The organism is Glutamicibacter ardleyensis (genome assembly GCF_014644555.1).
In the GTDB taxonomy this organism is placed as follows: domain Bacteria; phylum Actinomycetota; class Actinomycetes; order Actinomycetales; family Micrococcaceae; genus Glutamicibacter; species Glutamicibacter bergerei.
Window position 1 is genome coordinate 508,986 of sequence record NZ_BMKX01000001.1, and the last position, 15,684, is coordinate 524,669.

17 protein-coding genes and 1 riboswitch are annotated in these 15,684 nt (G+C 55.6%); of the genes, 7 read left to right on the top strand and 10 right to left on the bottom strand.

From position 1 onward, the window contains the following. Positions 1–110 precede the first annotated feature (110 nt). The gene (locus tag IEX04_RS02345; RefSeq protein WP_096255484.1) at positions 111–776 is read left to right on the top strand and encodes an IclR family transcriptional regulator; all 666 of its coding nucleotides are present in this window, start codon (positions 111–113) and stop codon (positions 774–776) included. A 332-nt stretch (positions 777–1,108) separates the two neighbouring features. On the opposite strand, the gene IEX04_RS02350 is transcribed toward IEX04_RS02345, so the two are convergent. From IEX04_RS02350 to IEX04_RS02365, 4 genes are all read right to left on the bottom strand, one after another. After that, positions 1,109–2,293 carry a sensor histidine kinase gene (locus IEX04_RS02350; RefSeq protein ID WP_096255483.1) on the bottom strand — a complete coding sequence of 395 codons (1,185 nt, stop codon included), beginning with the start codon at positions 2,291–2,293 and terminating at the stop codon, positions 1,109–1,111. 86 nt (positions 2,294–2,379) lie between these two features. Then, on the bottom strand, positions 2,380–3,624 hold the full coding sequence (locus tag IEX04_RS02355; protein WP_188683392.1) for a CynX/NimT family MFS transporter: 1,245 nt from the start codon (positions 3,622–3,624) through the stop codon (positions 2,380–2,382). A 60-nt stretch (positions 3,625–3,684) separates the two neighbouring features. Beyond that, a complete protein-coding gene (locus IEX04_RS02360) occupies positions 3,685–4,320 on the bottom strand; it encodes an isochorismatase family protein (protein ID WP_188683395.1) in 636 nt (211 codons plus the stop codon). 39 nt (positions 4,321–4,359) lie between these two features. After that, entirely contained in the window at positions 4,360–5,433 is a 1,074-nt protein-coding gene (locus IEX04_RS02365) for an LLM class flavin-dependent oxidoreductase (RefSeq protein WP_229676952.1), read from the bottom strand. Between the two features lie 75 nt (positions 5,434–5,508). Here IEX04_RS02365 and IEX04_RS02370 point away from each other — a divergent pair, with 75 nt between their 5' ends. Further along, positions 5,509–6,105, top strand: a complete 597-nt coding sequence (locus IEX04_RS02370) for a CGNR zinc finger domain-containing protein (RefSeq protein WP_188683399.1) — start codon at positions 5,509–5,511, stop codon at positions 6,103–6,105. A gap of 39 nt (positions 6,106–6,144) precedes the next feature. Here IEX04_RS02370 and IEX04_RS02375 read toward each other — a convergent pair whose 3' ends face one another. Both IEX04_RS02375 and IEX04_RS02380 read right to left on the bottom strand, forming a co-directional pair. After that, entirely contained in the window at positions 6,145–7,419 is a 1,275-nt protein-coding gene (locus IEX04_RS02375; RefSeq protein ID WP_188683401.1) for a carboxylate--amine ligase, read from the bottom strand. Between the two features lie 12 nt (positions 7,420–7,431). Next, the gene (locus IEX04_RS02380) at positions 7,432–8,574 is read right to left on the bottom strand and encodes a lipid II:glycine glycyltransferase FemX (protein ID WP_188683410.1); all 1,143 of its coding nucleotides are present in this window, start codon (positions 8,572–8,574) and stop codon (positions 7,432–7,434) included. A gap of 239 nt (positions 8,575–8,813) precedes the next feature. Between IEX04_RS02380 and IEX04_RS02385 the strand changes: the two genes are divergently transcribed. The 5 genes from IEX04_RS02385 to cycA all read left to right on the top strand — a co-directional run bounded on the left by IEX04_RS02385 (position 8,814) and on the right by cycA (position 12,453). Next, positions 8,814–9,143 carry a metal-sensitive transcriptional regulator gene (locus tag IEX04_RS02385; protein ID WP_096255475.1) on the top strand — a complete coding sequence of 110 codons (330 nt, stop codon included), beginning with the start codon at positions 8,814–8,816 and terminating at the stop codon, positions 9,141–9,143. Positions 9,144–9,186: 43 nt separating this feature from the next. Further along, positions 9,187–9,504 carry a heavy-metal-associated domain-containing protein gene (locus IEX04_RS18660; RefSeq protein ID WP_096255474.1) on the top strand — a complete coding sequence of 106 codons (318 nt, stop codon included), beginning with the start codon at positions 9,187–9,189 and terminating at the stop codon, positions 9,502–9,504. Between the two features lie 144 nt (positions 9,505–9,648). Beyond that, positions 9,649–9,906 carry a hypothetical protein gene (locus IEX04_RS02395; protein WP_096255472.1) on the top strand — a complete coding sequence of 86 codons (258 nt, stop codon included), beginning with the start codon at positions 9,649–9,651 and terminating at the stop codon, positions 9,904–9,906. A 608-nt stretch (positions 9,907–10,514) separates the two neighbouring features. Then, positions 10,515–10,612: riboswitch (glycine riboswitch) on the top strand. A gap of 159 nt (positions 10,613–10,771) precedes the next feature. Beyond that, positions 10,772–10,969, top strand: coding sequence for a hypothetical protein (locus IEX04_RS02400; RefSeq protein WP_188683412.1), 198 nt, complete (start codon positions 10,772–10,774; stop codon positions 10,967–10,969). Beyond that, on the top strand, positions 10,966–12,453 hold the full coding sequence (gene cycA / locus IEX04_RS02405; RefSeq protein WP_188683414.1) for a D-serine/D-alanine/glycine transporter: 1,488 nt from the start codon (positions 10,966–10,968) through the stop codon (positions 12,451–12,453). Before IEX04_RS02400 ends, cycA begins: the two co-directional genes overlap by 4 nt. 84 nt (positions 12,454–12,537) lie before the next feature. On the opposite strand, the gene IEX04_RS02410 is transcribed toward cycA, so the two are convergent. The 4 genes from IEX04_RS02410 to IEX04_RS02425 form a co-directional block, all read right to left on the bottom strand. Continuing rightward, positions 12,538–13,569, bottom strand: a complete 1,032-nt coding sequence (locus tag IEX04_RS02410) for an FUSC family protein (RefSeq protein WP_188683416.1) — start codon at positions 13,567–13,569, stop codon at positions 12,538–12,540. Then, positions 13,566–14,018, bottom strand: coding sequence for a MarR family winged helix-turn-helix transcriptional regulator (locus IEX04_RS02415; RefSeq protein ID WP_096255467.1), 453 nt, complete (start codon positions 14,016–14,018; stop codon positions 13,566–13,568). Before IEX04_RS02415 ends, IEX04_RS02410 begins: the two co-directional genes overlap by 4 nt. 179 nt (positions 14,019–14,197) lie before the next feature. Then, entirely contained in the window at positions 14,198–14,398 is a 201-nt protein-coding gene (locus IEX04_RS02420) for a hypothetical protein (protein ID WP_096255465.1), read from the bottom strand. A gap of 211 nt (positions 14,399–14,609) precedes the next feature. Next, complete coding sequence (locus tag IEX04_RS02425; RefSeq protein WP_188684055.1) at positions 14,610–15,545, bottom strand: EamA family transporter; 936 nt, start codon at positions 15,543–15,545, stop codon at positions 14,610–14,612. Positions 15,546–15,684: the final 139 nt, after the last annotated feature.

The window sequence follows — 15,684 nt, forward strand, 5'->3', positions numbered from 1 at the left end:
ATTGATGTAACTATAGATACAATCGTAGCTATCCTTGACTGCAGGAGCAAGACGCAAGTCACATTATGGCGGCCACAACGAGTTTCCGTGCACGGCGAAAAGACTAAAAAATGACTAAGACTACCGAAGGCGGATCCCAGACTCTGGGCCGCGGACTCAAAGCGCTCACGCTTATTGGCGAATCCTCCAGCCCACTGACCGTGGCCGAATTGGCCGAAAAATTAGGCATTCACCGCTCCATGGCTTACCGGCTGGTGAAGACCTTTGAACAATATGGCTTTGTGGAGCGTACGCCCTCCGGAGATCTAGAATTAGGAGCACGGCTCGGTGCCTTGGCGCGCAATGCTTCCAAGTCTTTACAGGCAGCGGCCACCCCGCATCTGGCCACGCTCTCGGACGAACTGCAGATGACCGCGCTCTTAGTAGTCTTTGACGGAGAAGCTGCAGTCACGTTGAGCACCGCCGAACCACGTCATGCAGATGCCACCGTGGCACAACGCCCGGGAACAAGGCACCCCATCGATAATGGCGCCCCGGGACGCGTGATCCGTTCTCAGCTCAACCCGGATCAGTACCCAGCACAGGATTATGAGTTCAGTTATGACGAAGTCATCCCCGGGCTCACCTCAATCGCGGTGCCGGTCAAACTACCGCAAAACAAGCCGGGGGCAATTGCGGTAATCTACCTGTCCCAGGAGTTGGATCAGACTCAGGTGGCACTGAAACTTACCGCCGCTTCCGCGCGAATTTCCGCTAGCCTGGGCGTGCGAGCCTAAGGGCAACTGCCTACAACTAACTGCCTATGCGGTGCACGCTTCGTTTGAACATCCGGAGTCGCGGGGCAGGTATGTTTCGGTTCCATCTACTTTTTCCCACACCACGTGGCGGTGCTGACCGCAACGTGCACAAGACGGTGCCAAATATGTGGCCCGCTCTTCCATGGTGTATGCCCGAAAATCTCCCATTTCGACCTCCCAGTGTGTGCGGGCCTCGACGTGCTCGCCGTGGCTCCGCCAAATCGTGCTTTCACTCTACGCCGGGATTGCCCACCGGGCTAGAGGCAGTCCGAATCAAGCCTCACTAGTGCGATTGAGCGTCCAGCGGGATACTAAGAATCTCGTCTCGGGTTTTCTTCAACGTCTTTTCGGACGGTCGCAGAAAGCAGGAAGTTTGTTGCCAGCCGTCCCCATTCCATGGTTCCGCCTTCGGCCTCGGTCATGGCGCGTAAGCGTGCCAGGCCCTGCCCATTGGGAGTCTGTGAATGCACCGGGCGGACACCGTTATTACGGACCGAAACTACCCAGTACGGCGGTTGGCTTTCGTCGGTTTCTTCCTTGATCCAGATCACCATTTGGGTGGGATCAGCATGCTTCACCGCGTTTGTGGCTGCTTCGCGAATTATTCGCATGGCCAACTGCGGGAAGTTCTCTGTCTGGCCCAGGCCCGAGCTGTGGATATTAACTTCAATGCCAGTATCCCGCAACGAAGTAGCAATCCGTTCAATGTCTTCGATGGTTGCAGTAAGTTCTTCGGGCGCTTCTAGCTGGCCCATCGTATCGAATGTTCTGCGTAATGCGGTCATTGCTCCGGTCACCGCCTGCCGAACGTGGATCAAGCTCAACGCCGTGCGGGTATCGGTGGACGAAGCATCCAACGCGGCGTTGGTATGCAGGGAAGCTACCGCTAGGTTGTGTGCCAACTCGTCATGCAGCTGATAGGACACCTTCGAACGGTGCAATATCCGTCCTTGTTCTTTTTCGGCCTCTGAGGTCCGCTCGGCAAACTCTCGAACACGTCGTTGATGTTCTAGTGTCACCTCTCGGGTGGTGCGCAACTGGGCATAAAGAATAACCAGCGCAGCCAACGAGGCGTAGGCCAACATTTCAAAGTCAAAGAGGTCTTGGAAGGATGCCCCCTGCACTAAGCGCACCGCGCTCATCACGATGAAAACCGCTAACGCTCCAAGATAAGAGCGCATGCGGTGTCCAGCCAAGGTGATCAGGGCGAGGAAGAACAGCAAAGGTGGAAGTATGGCAATACGGGGCATGGCCAACAGCAACCAAACGCAGATACCCAGTCCGGCTACCAGCCAGGTGGCGCGCGCAAATCGATGTCGCAAAACGCTGAGGACGCCGAAACCAACGGCGAATGCCCCAGCGGTCACCAGATACGCAGCGGTCATTTCTTGTTGACCGCTAGCTGGTTTACTCACCAGCGACAGGAGCATCACGGCCAGAAATATGGCCGCTGCCCAGAGAATGCTTTGAATGCGCAGGCTGCCTTTTTCTTCCACGCTTTCAGTCTATGTCTCCTCCGGCTTGTTCTTCGAGACGCTAGTAGTCCAAAGCGTTCAGCGCGACTTATTAGCCCTTAAAGAACTCACGCATCAACCCGAGTTGGTACCCCGTGGTCCTCCACAAAGCGTGGCCTGCCAGCCATAATCCCGGTAAAGGTTTGAAAGAGAATCAACCCTGCAATGAGTAATATCGGCAGAGTCCAGGAATCGGTGGTCTCATGCAATGCACCGACAAGGAATGGTCCGGGGATGGCAATCAGGTATCCAATGGATTGTCCGAAGGTAGAAAGCTTACTCACTCCGGCGGCCGTGTGCGCTTTCAAACCGATCATCGTCAGGGCTAAGGGAAAGCTCGAACCGCAGATACCAAGAAGTACCGCCCAGATAAACGCACCTTGAACCGGAGCGATTAACAATCCGGCAATGGCTACTATCCCGGCAATTCCATTGACGATCACCAGCGGCCCCTGATGGGAAAACTTCGCCGCCAGGGCAGGCATGATGAAAGATAGTGGGACGCCCACCCCAAGAATCACGCCAAGCAGTGCTCCGGCATAGGCTGGGTCCACTCCGAAGTCGGTAAATATCTTCGGCGCCCAACCCATCAAAATGTAGGCGACGGTAGACTGCGCACCGAAGAACAGCGCAATCCACCAGGCCGTTGAGTTTCGGCTCATTGGCCCCATTACGGGGGCTATGAGCTGAGTCTTGGGCGCCGGCATTTGAAGCTGGGTGATCTGATTACGTAAACCGAAATACACCACTACCCAAATAAGCGTCGCAATCAATGCTGGAATGGCCCATAGCGCCAGGCCGCCTCGCCACGCGCCACCAAGGGCGTCATTAACCGGAACCGCAATCGCCGCAACGACGGAGGCGCCAAGTGCTACAGCGGTGGTATACGAGCCGGTGACCAAACCAATTTTTGTGGGGAACCACCGTTTGACGAGCACCGGCATCAGAATATTTCCCACGGCAATCCCGGCAAGTGCAAGTGCGGTGAAGATGAAAAATACCCACATATTTGGGGCGAGCGAGCGCAGGACCAATCCGCAGAGGATTGCGAGCATTGCCCCCACCACCACTAGCTCGGGTCCACGTTTGCCGGCAAGGCGCGGGGCTAGTGGGCCAAGTATGGCAAAGCATAGTGGCGGTACGCCGGTGATGATCCCTGCGATAAACCCATTCATTGACAAGTCTTCAATGACCGGATCCAGCAATGCGCCCAGCGAGGTGACTGCTGGGCGCAAATTTACTGCCGCAAGAATCATGGCAATGAGCAGTAACGCGCTAAAGCCCCTAGGCAGTGCCGGGTGTTTGGGATCCATAAAGTCATCCTAGCCAGCAACCTGAGCGAAGCATCCTTTGATGACCACCACCCGCAAATGCTACTTCTGGTGCTGTTCGTGTCCCTGCGCTGCGGAAACGATGAGGTTGCTACCTTCAAGGGCAGCGCCGGAGTCTAGTGCGCTCATCCACTGGTCCGTGGTCGATACCGCGGCCCAGTTTGAATGCAACAGTGCCATCAGAGTTTCGTGGACCTGTTGCGCACTGGCGGAACCTGCTTCGTTGGCAATATCGATGGCGCCGGTGGCGTCGGAGAGTACCTCGACACTAAAACCTAGCGGTTCGGCAGCTGCTACCGAACCGATCACGCAGTTGTTGGTCATGAAGCCGGTGAGCGTGATCGTGTCGATATTGCTTTCACGCAACCACGCCTCCAAATTCGTTCCGGCGAAGACACTGGCGTATACCTTGGTGAAAACTTGCGTGGCCTGATCTGCGCGCTGCGCAATTTCGGGGTGCAGGTTGAAGGTGTCCGAACCATCGGCAAAGACCGGAGCTTGTGCAGGCATTTGGTGTTGCACGACGTACACCGGGATTCCGGCCTTCTGTGCCGCATCCATCGCTTCGGTGGTGCGTTCCAGCGATCGCGCACGTGGTGGGTACTGAATTTTCAGCAGGCCTTCAAAATATTCCTGCTGTACGTCGATGACGATGAGGGCGCGGCGTGGGTTGGTCATGGTGTTCTCCTGAGTTTTTTGTGGGGCTTAGTTGCTGTTTTACAGGTAGTGCTTGGCCAGAAGCTGCAATGTACGCACTTCTGCTTCGGGATCATGGGTGCCGATCACCAAGGTGATTTCATCTACCCCGGTCTGCTCCTGAAGTTGTTCCAGCTGCGCGGCCACGGTAGCGGCCGTGCCACTGAAGGCTCGGTTGGTGTACATCTCGATAATTGCCTGCTCATTGAGCGTGCCATCAAAAGCGGCAACCTCGGCTGGGGAAAATAGCGTGAAGGACTCGCGCTTGAACATGCGCAGCATTCCCATGGCCATGCTCATTGCCTGACGTTTGGCTTCGAGAGGATCCTCGTTAACAATCGTGGAAACGCTGACCATCGAGTAAGGGGCGTCCAGCACGGCCGAGGGCACAAAGTTTTCACGGTAGATGCGCATGGCGCTGTGGATGTCTGCATCACCGAATTGCAAGGCGAACGCGTAGGGTCGACCAAGTTGCGCTGCGAGTTGCGCCGAATAGGGCGAGGAACCAAGGATCCACAATTCGGGAGCCACGGTGGGTGCTTGCACTCGGTTTTCCTTGGCCTGCCATGGTCCGGGTACCGCATGGACGGTTTCGAAGTGGTGGCCAGTTGGGAAGTCGTCGTGCAGAAATCCCATAAGCTCGGTCACCAGTTGCGGAAAGTTTTCATTCGCACTGTCGCCACGTCGCAGTGCCGCGGCGGTGACGTGGTCGGTGCCTGGGGCACGTCCCAGTCCCAAATCGATACGTCCGGGAGCAAGCGCTTCAAGAGCGCCAAACTGTTCGGCAATCACTAGCGGGGCATGGTTTGGAAGCATTACCCCGCCGGCGCCCAAGCGGATCCGTTGGGTTTCTGCGGTCAGCCGGGCGAGCATCCGCGGAGGTGAGGATACCGCCAGCCCTGGCATCGCGTGGTGCTCTGACATCCAGAAACGGTGATAGCCCAGCTCATCTGCCTGGCGCGCGAGATTGATCAGCGAAGTCAGGCCTTGCTGGACCGTTCTGCCTACACCGACCGTACCGCCGGTATGGGCGTTGAGCGCGAAGGGAGCGGAGCCAAACTGTGGTGCGGGATGCAATGAAACCTCTTTTATCACGGATATTTCTTATTTATAGCGTGATATGAAGATAACACTTTCTCACGTCAAATATCTACTGCTAACATGAGAAGCATGAATCACGCACCACTTCCACCCGCGCCGGGGACTGAAGCCCACTTGAGTCTTGCGCTAGTAAACAGCATGATTCACCTGCCGGGCGGAAAAATTGTTGACCACCTGGATTCGCCTGAAGCAACCACCGCGTGGCTCATTGAACGAGACCTTGTTGATGGCAAGGAACAGCTCCTGTCCTACTGCCAAAGTAAACTCTGTGGTCTGCGTAGCGATCTGCAGAACATCTTCCTAATGCAGGCAACAAACCAAAATATTGACCAGCAGGTCGTGGATCGCATCAATAAGGCGCTGACCGTCGCGCCACATATTTCACTGCTGCATTACTCCGCGGACGCAGGGTTTTACCGGGCAGCCGAACACCCGGTCACTTTGCTCGTTGAACACGCGATGTCGGTCATTGCCGAAGATGCAGTGACGCTCCTAGCCTCCGAGGAAGCCGAGCTTTTGATCCAGTGTGAAGCAGAGCCCTGCCAAAGGTTCATGCTGAGAACCCACGGACGCCGCCAATGGTGTTCCACCCGTTGCGGAGACCGGGTACGTGCCGCACGCGCTTACGCGCGCAAACGTGAGAACGCGTTAAACAGCTCAACCTAGGCACGAAGCCTAGGTTGGGAGTTGAGCGAACGTAAGTTGCTACAAACTACGCGGCGGGAACTTCTTGTACTTGCGGTAATGATTCACGGCATTGAGTATCAGATAGACCCGGCGACGCGGATGCTTCTCTTTCTTGAACTTCAGCGGGTTCGAGACCTTACCCTCCTTGAGCAACGCGGCGGCTTTCCGTCCGGTGTCGCTGTCTAAGAATCGTCGCAGCAGGTGGTGTGGCAGCACGGTGAATAGTCGCTCGGCACGCAACTGAAGAATTCCAATACCGGTATCGATCACCGCATCGGTCTGTGGGTTCGAAGAGTCTAAGTCTTCGCCGAGGAATTCGGTGACATAAAAACGTGCAGGATTAATCCCTGCGGCGGTCAGATAATAATGGTTTCGCCCGAGCCTCGGGTTGATCTCAAAGAACTTCACGACGCCATCACGATGATCATATTTTGCATCGATCATCGCGATTCCTTGCCAGCCCAATTCCTCGAGCAAGCGGGCACCGTCTACGGCCATCTGGTCATTGCGTCCGGTGACTATGGCAGCGGAGTTACCCAACACCAATGGTGCATGCTCCTCGATGACTACCTCACCATACCCGGCGAAGATCACCTTCTTTTCTTGCGTAGCAAAGTAGGTGCATAGACGCATCGCATCATCAGAACCTGGAATGTACTCCTGCAAGATGTAGCCGGAAGTGTAACCACTGGCATCGATGCGTCCCAGCAAGTCTTCTAACTGGGTCAAGTTTTCCAGCGTGTGGATCTTTTGCTTGCCGGCGAACTTTGCGGCGATCCAATCGCCGGAGCTCGACGGCTTACCAATCAGCGGGAAGGTCAGCGACTTAGCCATCGCGGACAGGTCATCGCCCGCGCGATAAACGGCGGTACGTGGGTGCGCGATCCCCATTCGTTCGGCGAGCGCGTAGAAGTTCTCCTTCAAGGCGGCAGCCTCAATGACTTCTAGTTCTGGATACGGGATCACGAAGTATTCGCTGAGCTGCGCACGATGCTTGGCTATCAGCATGATGTGGAAGTCTAAAGATCCGAAGAGCATGAGTGGGCGAACCGTTTCGCCGTTGAGTTGCTCGGCAAGGGCGATAAGTTTGGTCACTACCCGCGCTACATCGGCCATGGAGCCAATGGGGTGCAACTCGATGGCTACCGAGTGTTCAATGACTCCGTTGCCGGCCGCCGGCACTACGACCGAACGCACCTGGTACGCCTCATAAAATTCGCGCGCCAGAGTGTAGGTGCCGATGTCGCCGCCAAGGATGACGGGGACAAAAGGCTGAGAGTTCTCAATAGCCATGGGGTTTAGTTCCTACTTCGCTCGCCAGTTCATGTACTTCTCAAAGGCCCAGGCAAGTGGCTTATTCAGTGCCAGATCCCATTCGCCGTTGGTCTGCACAATGTCGCAACCCGTATTGGTTTTGAACTTGGTCAGCCCCGACAGATGGTGGTCCCCGTCCAGGGTTGCGCTGACGCCACCCTGGTCCAGGTACTTGCAGCCGGCTTCGATGGAGTCGGAGATCATGTGATGCATGATGGCCTTGGGAGCGAAGAGTTTACGTTGCTCCGAGGACGAGGCACCGTAGAGGTACCAGGCAAGGTTGCTGGAGCGTAACACGATCGCCGAGGCTAGATCTACACCCTCATGACTTGCAACGTAGAGCGTGCAGGAGCCGGGTACCGCCGCGTTGAGTACCGTGTGCATTTTTTCAAAGTAGCTCAGCGGGCGTCCGGTGAATTCTTGACGTTCAGCGGTGTGGTTATACAGAGCATGGAAGCGTGCCATGTCCTTGGTTTCACCAATTTCAACCAACAGTTCGCTCTTGAGCGACTTCCGCGTTTCGTTGCGGGTGGTGGAGGAATAGGAAGCCATCACCTGATCAGTATCTAGCTGGTTTCCTGCCGGATCCTGCAATGCCACCCTTGCCACGTATTCTGGCTGGCCGGCGGCAAAGTCCATACCGACGTCTTGTTTGGTGAATCCTAGATCGCTAAGTGCTTCATTAAGCTTGCGCGCGTTCTCGTTGACCGATGCGGTTTCCAGATCGGCGAGCGAGGCGAGCTCGTCTTTACCGAACGCCTTGCGCACGGTGGCCGCACCCCAGGTGCGCACCGACAGCCCTGGCCCAACACGTAGCTGGAAGGCGCCACGGTTTTTCAGGTAGCTGGCCAGCAGTGGAAGGACGGTTCGCGCGTCATAGCTGTCGAAGTCTATGACCGGACCGTCTGGAATGTAGGCGAGGGTCTTTTTAATTACCGGCGCTTGCCGGTGCAGGATCAAGGCGACACCAACGAGGGTTTCACCATCAAACCAACCGAGAGATTCTCCTCGCCAGCCTGCCTTGACCTGTGCCCATTCGGGACGCTGAAGGAAGCTGACACCTTGCGCGGTAGCAAGGAACGCGGAGTGCTCGGTGCTGGATATTGGACGCACGCGAAGTTCATTGTGGCTCACAGGTAAAAGCCTATCGCGGTTTGCTTGCCACCCCGGGGATGATGCATGGCAAGCAAATGAGTCAAGGCGTTGAGCCTTCGCGGGTTCTGTCGCGGTATCTGCTCGAACCAAGATCTCAGGCTGTGAGCAAATGGACATGCTCAGCTGTGTCTTTGTCTTCCAGTCTCATGGCCCAGCGACGAATGAGCGCCGCCTGGCTCAGGCGTGCAATCTATACCCCAAGGGGGTATAATTAGTACATGGACTCTCAGACAAAGATTGCGGAACCCGTGGCGCCTCATGGCTACACTCCAGAAAAAGATGCCTTGCGCAAACGCCTGAACCGGATCGAGGGGCAGGTTCGCGGGGTTGCTCGCATGGTGGATGAAGACAAATACTGCATCGACATCCTCACCCAGATCTCGGCAATCAACGCCGCCCTACACAAGGTCAGCCTGCAACTGGTCGAAGACCATATCAGCCACTGCGTAGTGGGCGCCGCCGAAGAGTCGCTGAACACCGGGGACCCCAGCATTGTTCAAGACAAGATCTCCGAAGCTACGGCTGCGATTTCCCGACTTCTGCGCTAACCGACAGAACTTTTAATCCCCCAATAAGAATAGAGAGCAAAACATGAGCCACGCTTGTAATTGCGGTTGTTCCGATAATTCAAACTCCTCAAGCCAAGGCCTGCAGATTATTCCTCGCCCGGACAGCACTCCAGTCACCACCCAAATTGAACTCAAAATCTCGGGAATGACCTGCGGACACTGCGTCTCATCGGTATCCGAGGAACTGAAGGAAATCGCAAACGTGCAAAACGTTGAGATCATTCTGGACGCGAAGGGTATTTCCACTGCACTGCTGAGCACCTCGGGCGCCATCGGCCAAGAAGTGCTTCAAGCAGCAGTTGAAGAAGCTGGCTACACTCTCGAATCGGTCAGCAACTAGTCCTCAGCCCAAAGGGCTAGGGGCCATCACGAATCAAACTTGTCGCAGTCTGGTCCATGATGGAGTATTAAAAAGACCGCAAGTTGCAGATCAGCGACTTCTGCTGGCCTCGCGGTCGGTACTTCCACGAAAGTAGGACAACAGATGAACGAGCAACGCGTATTCAAGGCAGTCGTAGGTAAGCAGGCCGGATGGTGGAACATTTGGGTTCCCGAACTGGACCATGTCACTTCCACACGCAAGTCCCGCAAAATTGCTGGGTACACCCGAAGCTTGATCGCAGCGGTTCTCGGAATCCCAGAATCGTCTTTCCGCGTGGAACGCGAATCGGTTTCCGCCGAAGAATTTGAACGTCGCTACACGGAGGCTGTACTAGCCACCGATGCGCAGGAAAAGAAGTAACTCACGCACTTGAACACCTGGCGGGCACCCCTAGCCAATGAGCACCTGACGCACAGTCGCTAAACAGTCACGGTAATTAGAGTAGTAACTACCTTCCTCAAAGGTGCGAGTGATGTTCCAAGGCCCAGTTCATAATGAACTGGGCCTTGGGTTTTAATTACCAGATTTTTCGGATTTACCCGGATCTTCCATGAATCCGCTTCACACTTCGCAGTGAGGTTCTTATCCGGTTACTAGACTTAGAGACCGCCGCAACGCGCACGCTCCGCAGTGTTTTTGAAGGCCATAACTTGAATTCTAAATAATACGAAACGTTACGGGCCGCCGAAAAAATCAAGCCATCTCCCAGCTCAGGATTTTTAAACCCTGCTGTCAGCGCTACTTTCAAGCCCCAAAAGCGTTCTCCTTATCTTTAATTGTCCTGCCAACTAGTGCTTTATATAACAACAGCGAATCGTAGATCAGCTTTCTGCAAGATCCTTCGTTCCAGTGCGATGGCAAAATTGCCCGGCATATCAACCGCAAACCCACAGTAAAGAATCCCTTCGGTTTGCTTCATAAACTAAAACATGGGCATACTGTGACAGCTATCACAAGTTAATTGCCGTTGATGCGTGGCGGGAGAGATCCGCCCCAGCCAAGGGCGGGCGCCGTAGGAGCAATTCCTCCCCAGGAAACTCTCAGGCCCCCGTACCGCCACGATGAGGCAAATCTGGAAAGTAGTATGGAGTTGTCCATACTCACCGACGGAGCAAACCGTGAACCCAAAGACGGGTCAAGGTGAAAACTCTCAGGTCTTCAAACAGATTGGGGAGGAACAAAGAACAGTGCCGCATTGTCTGCACCCGATTCGAAAGTTCCCCCAATGGTCAACCTCCTTCGCGCTCAGCTTGGGTCACAGCTCGTCGAGCTGCGCCCCGCGCATGATGACGCGAAGAATCTTGCCCTGGAGAACGAGCATTCGGGTGCAAACGTAGATCTGCCGCAACGTGGGTTATCCCTCGGGAATAACCCATGGCACCTCTTCGAAGCACCTCACCACTCCTGGAAGGCAGCAGAATGAGCACCACCAGCTCTTCGCCCAAGCTCGAACGCGGGCTCTCAAACCGTCATATTCAGCTCATCGCAATTGGCGGTGCCATTGGTACCGGTCTATTCATGGGCTCCGGAAAGACCATTTCGGTCGCTGGCCCATCGGTCATTTTTGTTTACATGATCATCGGCTTCATGCTGTTCTTTGTCATGCGTGCCATGGGAGAACTACTGCTGTCGAACCTGAATTACAAAACCTTCGCCGACTTCGCTGGTGATCTGCTTGGGCCATGGGCCGCGTTCTTTACCGGCTGGACCTACTGGTTCTGCTGGGTGGTTACAGGTATTGCCGACGTGGTGGCGATTGCTCACTACGTCGCCTACTGGTGGGGCAACCTTCCACTATGGATTCCAGCGCTTGCCTGTATCGCACTGTTGCTGGTGCTGAATCTGGCTACCGTGAAGGCCTTTGGCGAAACCGAGTTCTGGTTCTCCATGATCAAGATCGTCGCCATTGGCGCGCTGATTGTGGTGGGCCTGGTTATGATCATCACCAAGTTCCAGTCCAACGGCGCTACCGCTTCCTTTAGCAACCTCTGGGCCGATGGTGGCATGTTCCCCACCGGTTTCATGGGCTTCGTAGCTGGTTTCCAGATTGCAGTATTCGCATTTGTGGGAATTGAGCTCGTAGGTACCACCGCGGCAGAAACCAAGGATCCAGAAAAGACACTTCCTAAAGCGATCAACTCGATTCCGATTCGAATCCTGTTCTTCTACGTAGGTGCTTTGATCATCCTCATGGCCGTTCAGCCATGGCGTCTGTTCTCAGCAGGGGAATCACCATTCGTTGGCATGTTCGTGCTCGCCGGATTGGCTGGCGCGGCAGGCATAATCAACTTTGTGGTCCTGACCTCGGCAACTTCCAGTGCTAACTCGGGGATCTACTCGACCTCTCGAATGCTCCGCGGCCTGTCCATGGAGGGCGACGCACCGAAGGCCTTCGAAAAGCTTTCTGGTCGCAGCGTCCCACGCAATGCGCTGATGTTCTCCTGCATGTTCCTCCTCGCCGGCGTGGTGCTGCTCTACAGTGGCGACTCGGTGATGGCGGCCTTCACGCTGGTGACTACGGTCTCCGCGCTATGCTTCATGTTCGTCTGGTCGATTATCTTGATCAGCTACCTGGTGTACCGCAAGCGTCGTCCACACCTGCACGCAGCGAGCAAATTCAAGATGCCAGGCGGAGCGTTCATGCCATACGTGGTGCTCGCATTCTTCGGCTTCATCTTGTGGGCATTGACTACCCAGTTAGATACCCTGCAAGCGCTACTGATCACTCCACTGTGGTTTGTTGGCCTAGCGATTGGTTACAGCGTCATTCGCCGCAACCCACGGCATGCGCAGCTTCGTGCACTGCACGTGGAAAAGGTCGCTGCCGAGCGTGAAGATGCCGGGGCCTTCCGCATTCACGGTCCCCGCGCGGAAGACACCATAGATTCTGAAACTCACTCGGTGTAAATAGACGAGTTTGGCACCGCATCCCCTCGTGGGGTGCGGTGCTTTTTCATATCCACTCAGCTTCCCGAGGCCCGAACCACTCTGCTAATTAAGTGCTGTGCGGCGTTTGATCAGCAAGCCAATAACAATACTTTGCAAGGCGCCAAGCGCCGCGCCCAGAACTGTCATGGACAACCTGTCAACTAACAAACTGCCCATCGGTTCGGTGCTGCCCAGATGCACCATCAACAAGGCGGTAACAGTCATAAAGATCATGCCCACCGCGTAGTGTCGCAAGATCACCATTTCAATGCAGAACTGGCTGGCGACGGCCACCAGTAATATCAGCCAGATCGGTGGATCAAATACAACGATGACTCCGGTAAGCAACACCCCCACGCAGGTACCCACACAACGTTGAATACCACGGGAAACCCGAGCATACGTGTCCAACCCCATCGCCGCGGCGATAGCACCCAGGCTCGCCCAGTACCAGTGATTACCACCAAAGGTATAGGCCACGGCTCCGGCGATAAATACGGCGAGCGCCATCTGCGTCGATTCCGTATAAGCGCGCGGGTTTGGATTCCAGAAAAAGCCCTTGCCTAAGGTGTGTAGCAACTTGGCGCGACGCAGCGAAAGCCCCAGCATGAACAGCACGCTGAAAATTACCGTGCCCACACCAACCACAAGCACGCCAACAAAATTATCGGCAGTGGCGGGAACGCTAATGCAGGCGCCACCGGCAAAAACCGCAAAGACCGGTCCAGGTGGCATCCAGCGGACGGCGCAGGAGACAAAATTCGCTCCGAAAGCAATAGCCGCCAACACCAGTATGCGCACCACAAACGGTGACTCGATCATGGAGAAGAAGGTACCCAGCGCCATAGCGGCAATTTGCACCAAGCCGCTGCTGAGCTGCTGCCAAAAACGGACCGCATCGGTATCGTAGCGCCCAAAGACCGAGCAGAACGCCCCAAACGCAGCGTACATGGCCCAGTCCAGTCGGCCGCTAACGGCCAACAGGGTCAGTGGCACTGCCACGCAGAAGGCGGCCTTTGTGGCTGGGACCAACGAGGGCATCGCCGGGCCCACGGTAATGCTGTGCTTCCACACTGCTTTCAGGTGTTGCCTCACTGAGCAGACTCATCTTCTTGAGCTACGACTAGCTGCAAGAGTTCACGCAGTTGCTCGCGCTGTGCGACATTGAGGACTCCGAAGAGTTCCATTTCGCTGTCCCGCGCGGCACTCATGGCCTTGGCGGTGAATTTCTGGCCGGACTCGGTCAAGGTGATGAGGTTACGTCGCCGGTCACCGGGATCAACGCTGCGCTCAACAATGCCATGCTGCGCCAGTTCATCAAGATAGGCCACCAAGTGGCCACGGTTCAGGTCAGTGCGTAGCGAGAGATCGTTTTGCGACATCGGTGCGAACTCTTGCAAGGCGCACACGATCATGAAGTGATTGCGGGTCAACGCTTCCGATTCCATCATCTCGGTGAGTTTGAGCGTGCCCAAGCGACCTACACGGGAGGAGAGGTAGCTCAGTGAGCCCCATTGAAATTTTGGAATCTGTTGCTCGTTCATCCCATCAAGATATCATTTCATCGCGAAACGATTTCTAAACGAGCGCATTTTCTGTCCAAGCTCACAAGGAAAAGCGGAAAATGTCGACCTTGCCGTCATCTTCTCTCGCACACACATGGCTTCGAACTACCCGCAGGAGCACTCACCCGAAACAGAGCCGCTGCGACTGACTTATGGTCTTATGTCCTTGAATAACTGCGATAGTTGCCGATCGCGAGCACTAAGGAAGCGATAAGTAGCACTCCGGCGATTACCCAACCGGCTACCGTAAATTCATTAAGTTGTGGCACCCGCGGCAGATTGATCGCCGCTACCGCAAGAAAGAGGCACACCACAACGGCGCTCTTCCCGGTACTGGACACCCGATTCCGTTCGCCCATCAGTCCGCTCCCCTTTCGATAGCTAGCTCGTACCGCTCAAGCATCGCCTACCGGACGAACGAGCAACGTCGGTAAAGCCGGCGACGCAGATGATGCGCCTTGGATCCCCACCGTAACAGCACAGAATGTCGCACAGCTAGAAATAATCATCATCGCCACCACGTGGGCTCCAGCCTCGGGAGTCAGTTCCATACTGAACAGCCGGATGACCTTAGCGTCGGATCCGCGCTGAACGAAGCTCATCGACACGCACCAGCACCACACCGAGCACAATCAATAGCCCACCAAATAATTGAATTGGTCCGGGAAGTTCGGAAAGGAGCAGCCATGCCCAGAGCACCGCAAAGAGCACCTCGGTCAGCGAAATAAATGAAGCCACCTTGGAACCAAGGGCGCGGGCAGCCATGACGCCGGTGGTGTAGGAAAATACCGTAGCGATCAGGATGAGTCCTAGTAACGCTACCCACCAGGGAACCCGCACCCCTGCGAAGGAACCACTACCAAACTCAGCATGCATGGGAAGAATTCCAAACAGCCCAACCAGTCCCAAGGAGACCGCGCCAACCAGCATGCCTCCGGCCGAAAGAATAATTGGCGGCAACGCACCATCCACACGCGCGCTAACGAAGAAGTAGACGGTCAATCCCACCGCGGCACCAAGACCCCACAGGATACCGATGGGATCTAATGACGAGGTTCCGCTCAAGTCCAAGACAGCGACCAATCCGGCCAACGCCAGCAGCGTTCCACCAATGGTCGCCACCGAGGGGCGTTTTTTGTGGCGCATCCAAAGCACCACAACAATCAGTACCGGTGCCAGATATTCCAGCAGTAAGGCAACGCCCACATCCAGGCGTTCAACTGCCAAAAAATAGCACAACTGGCAGGCGCCCACACCGAAGAATCCAAACAGCAAAATTGATGCCCAGTTGGTGCGCAGCAGCACCCAGCGACCGCGCATGGCCAGCAATGCCGGGATCGCGAGGATTAGTGCGGCTCCGGCCATCCGGACCGCAACGGCTGCTGCAGGAGTCCATCCGGCTTCGAACAGTCCTTTAGCGAAGGAACCCGACAGGCCAAAAGCTGCCGAAGATGCCAGGGCAATCCAGACGCCAGCCAGTTGCCCGTGGGGCACCGATGTACTCATACGTTCGGCTACGGGCGCCACTGGCTCTGGGTGGTTCGACATGTGTGGTTAAACCTTCGCTACGAATACTCCGTACACGACATGCAGCAACGAAATATGCAGGTGGTTCAGGAGCAAAGAATTGTATGATCATGACAAT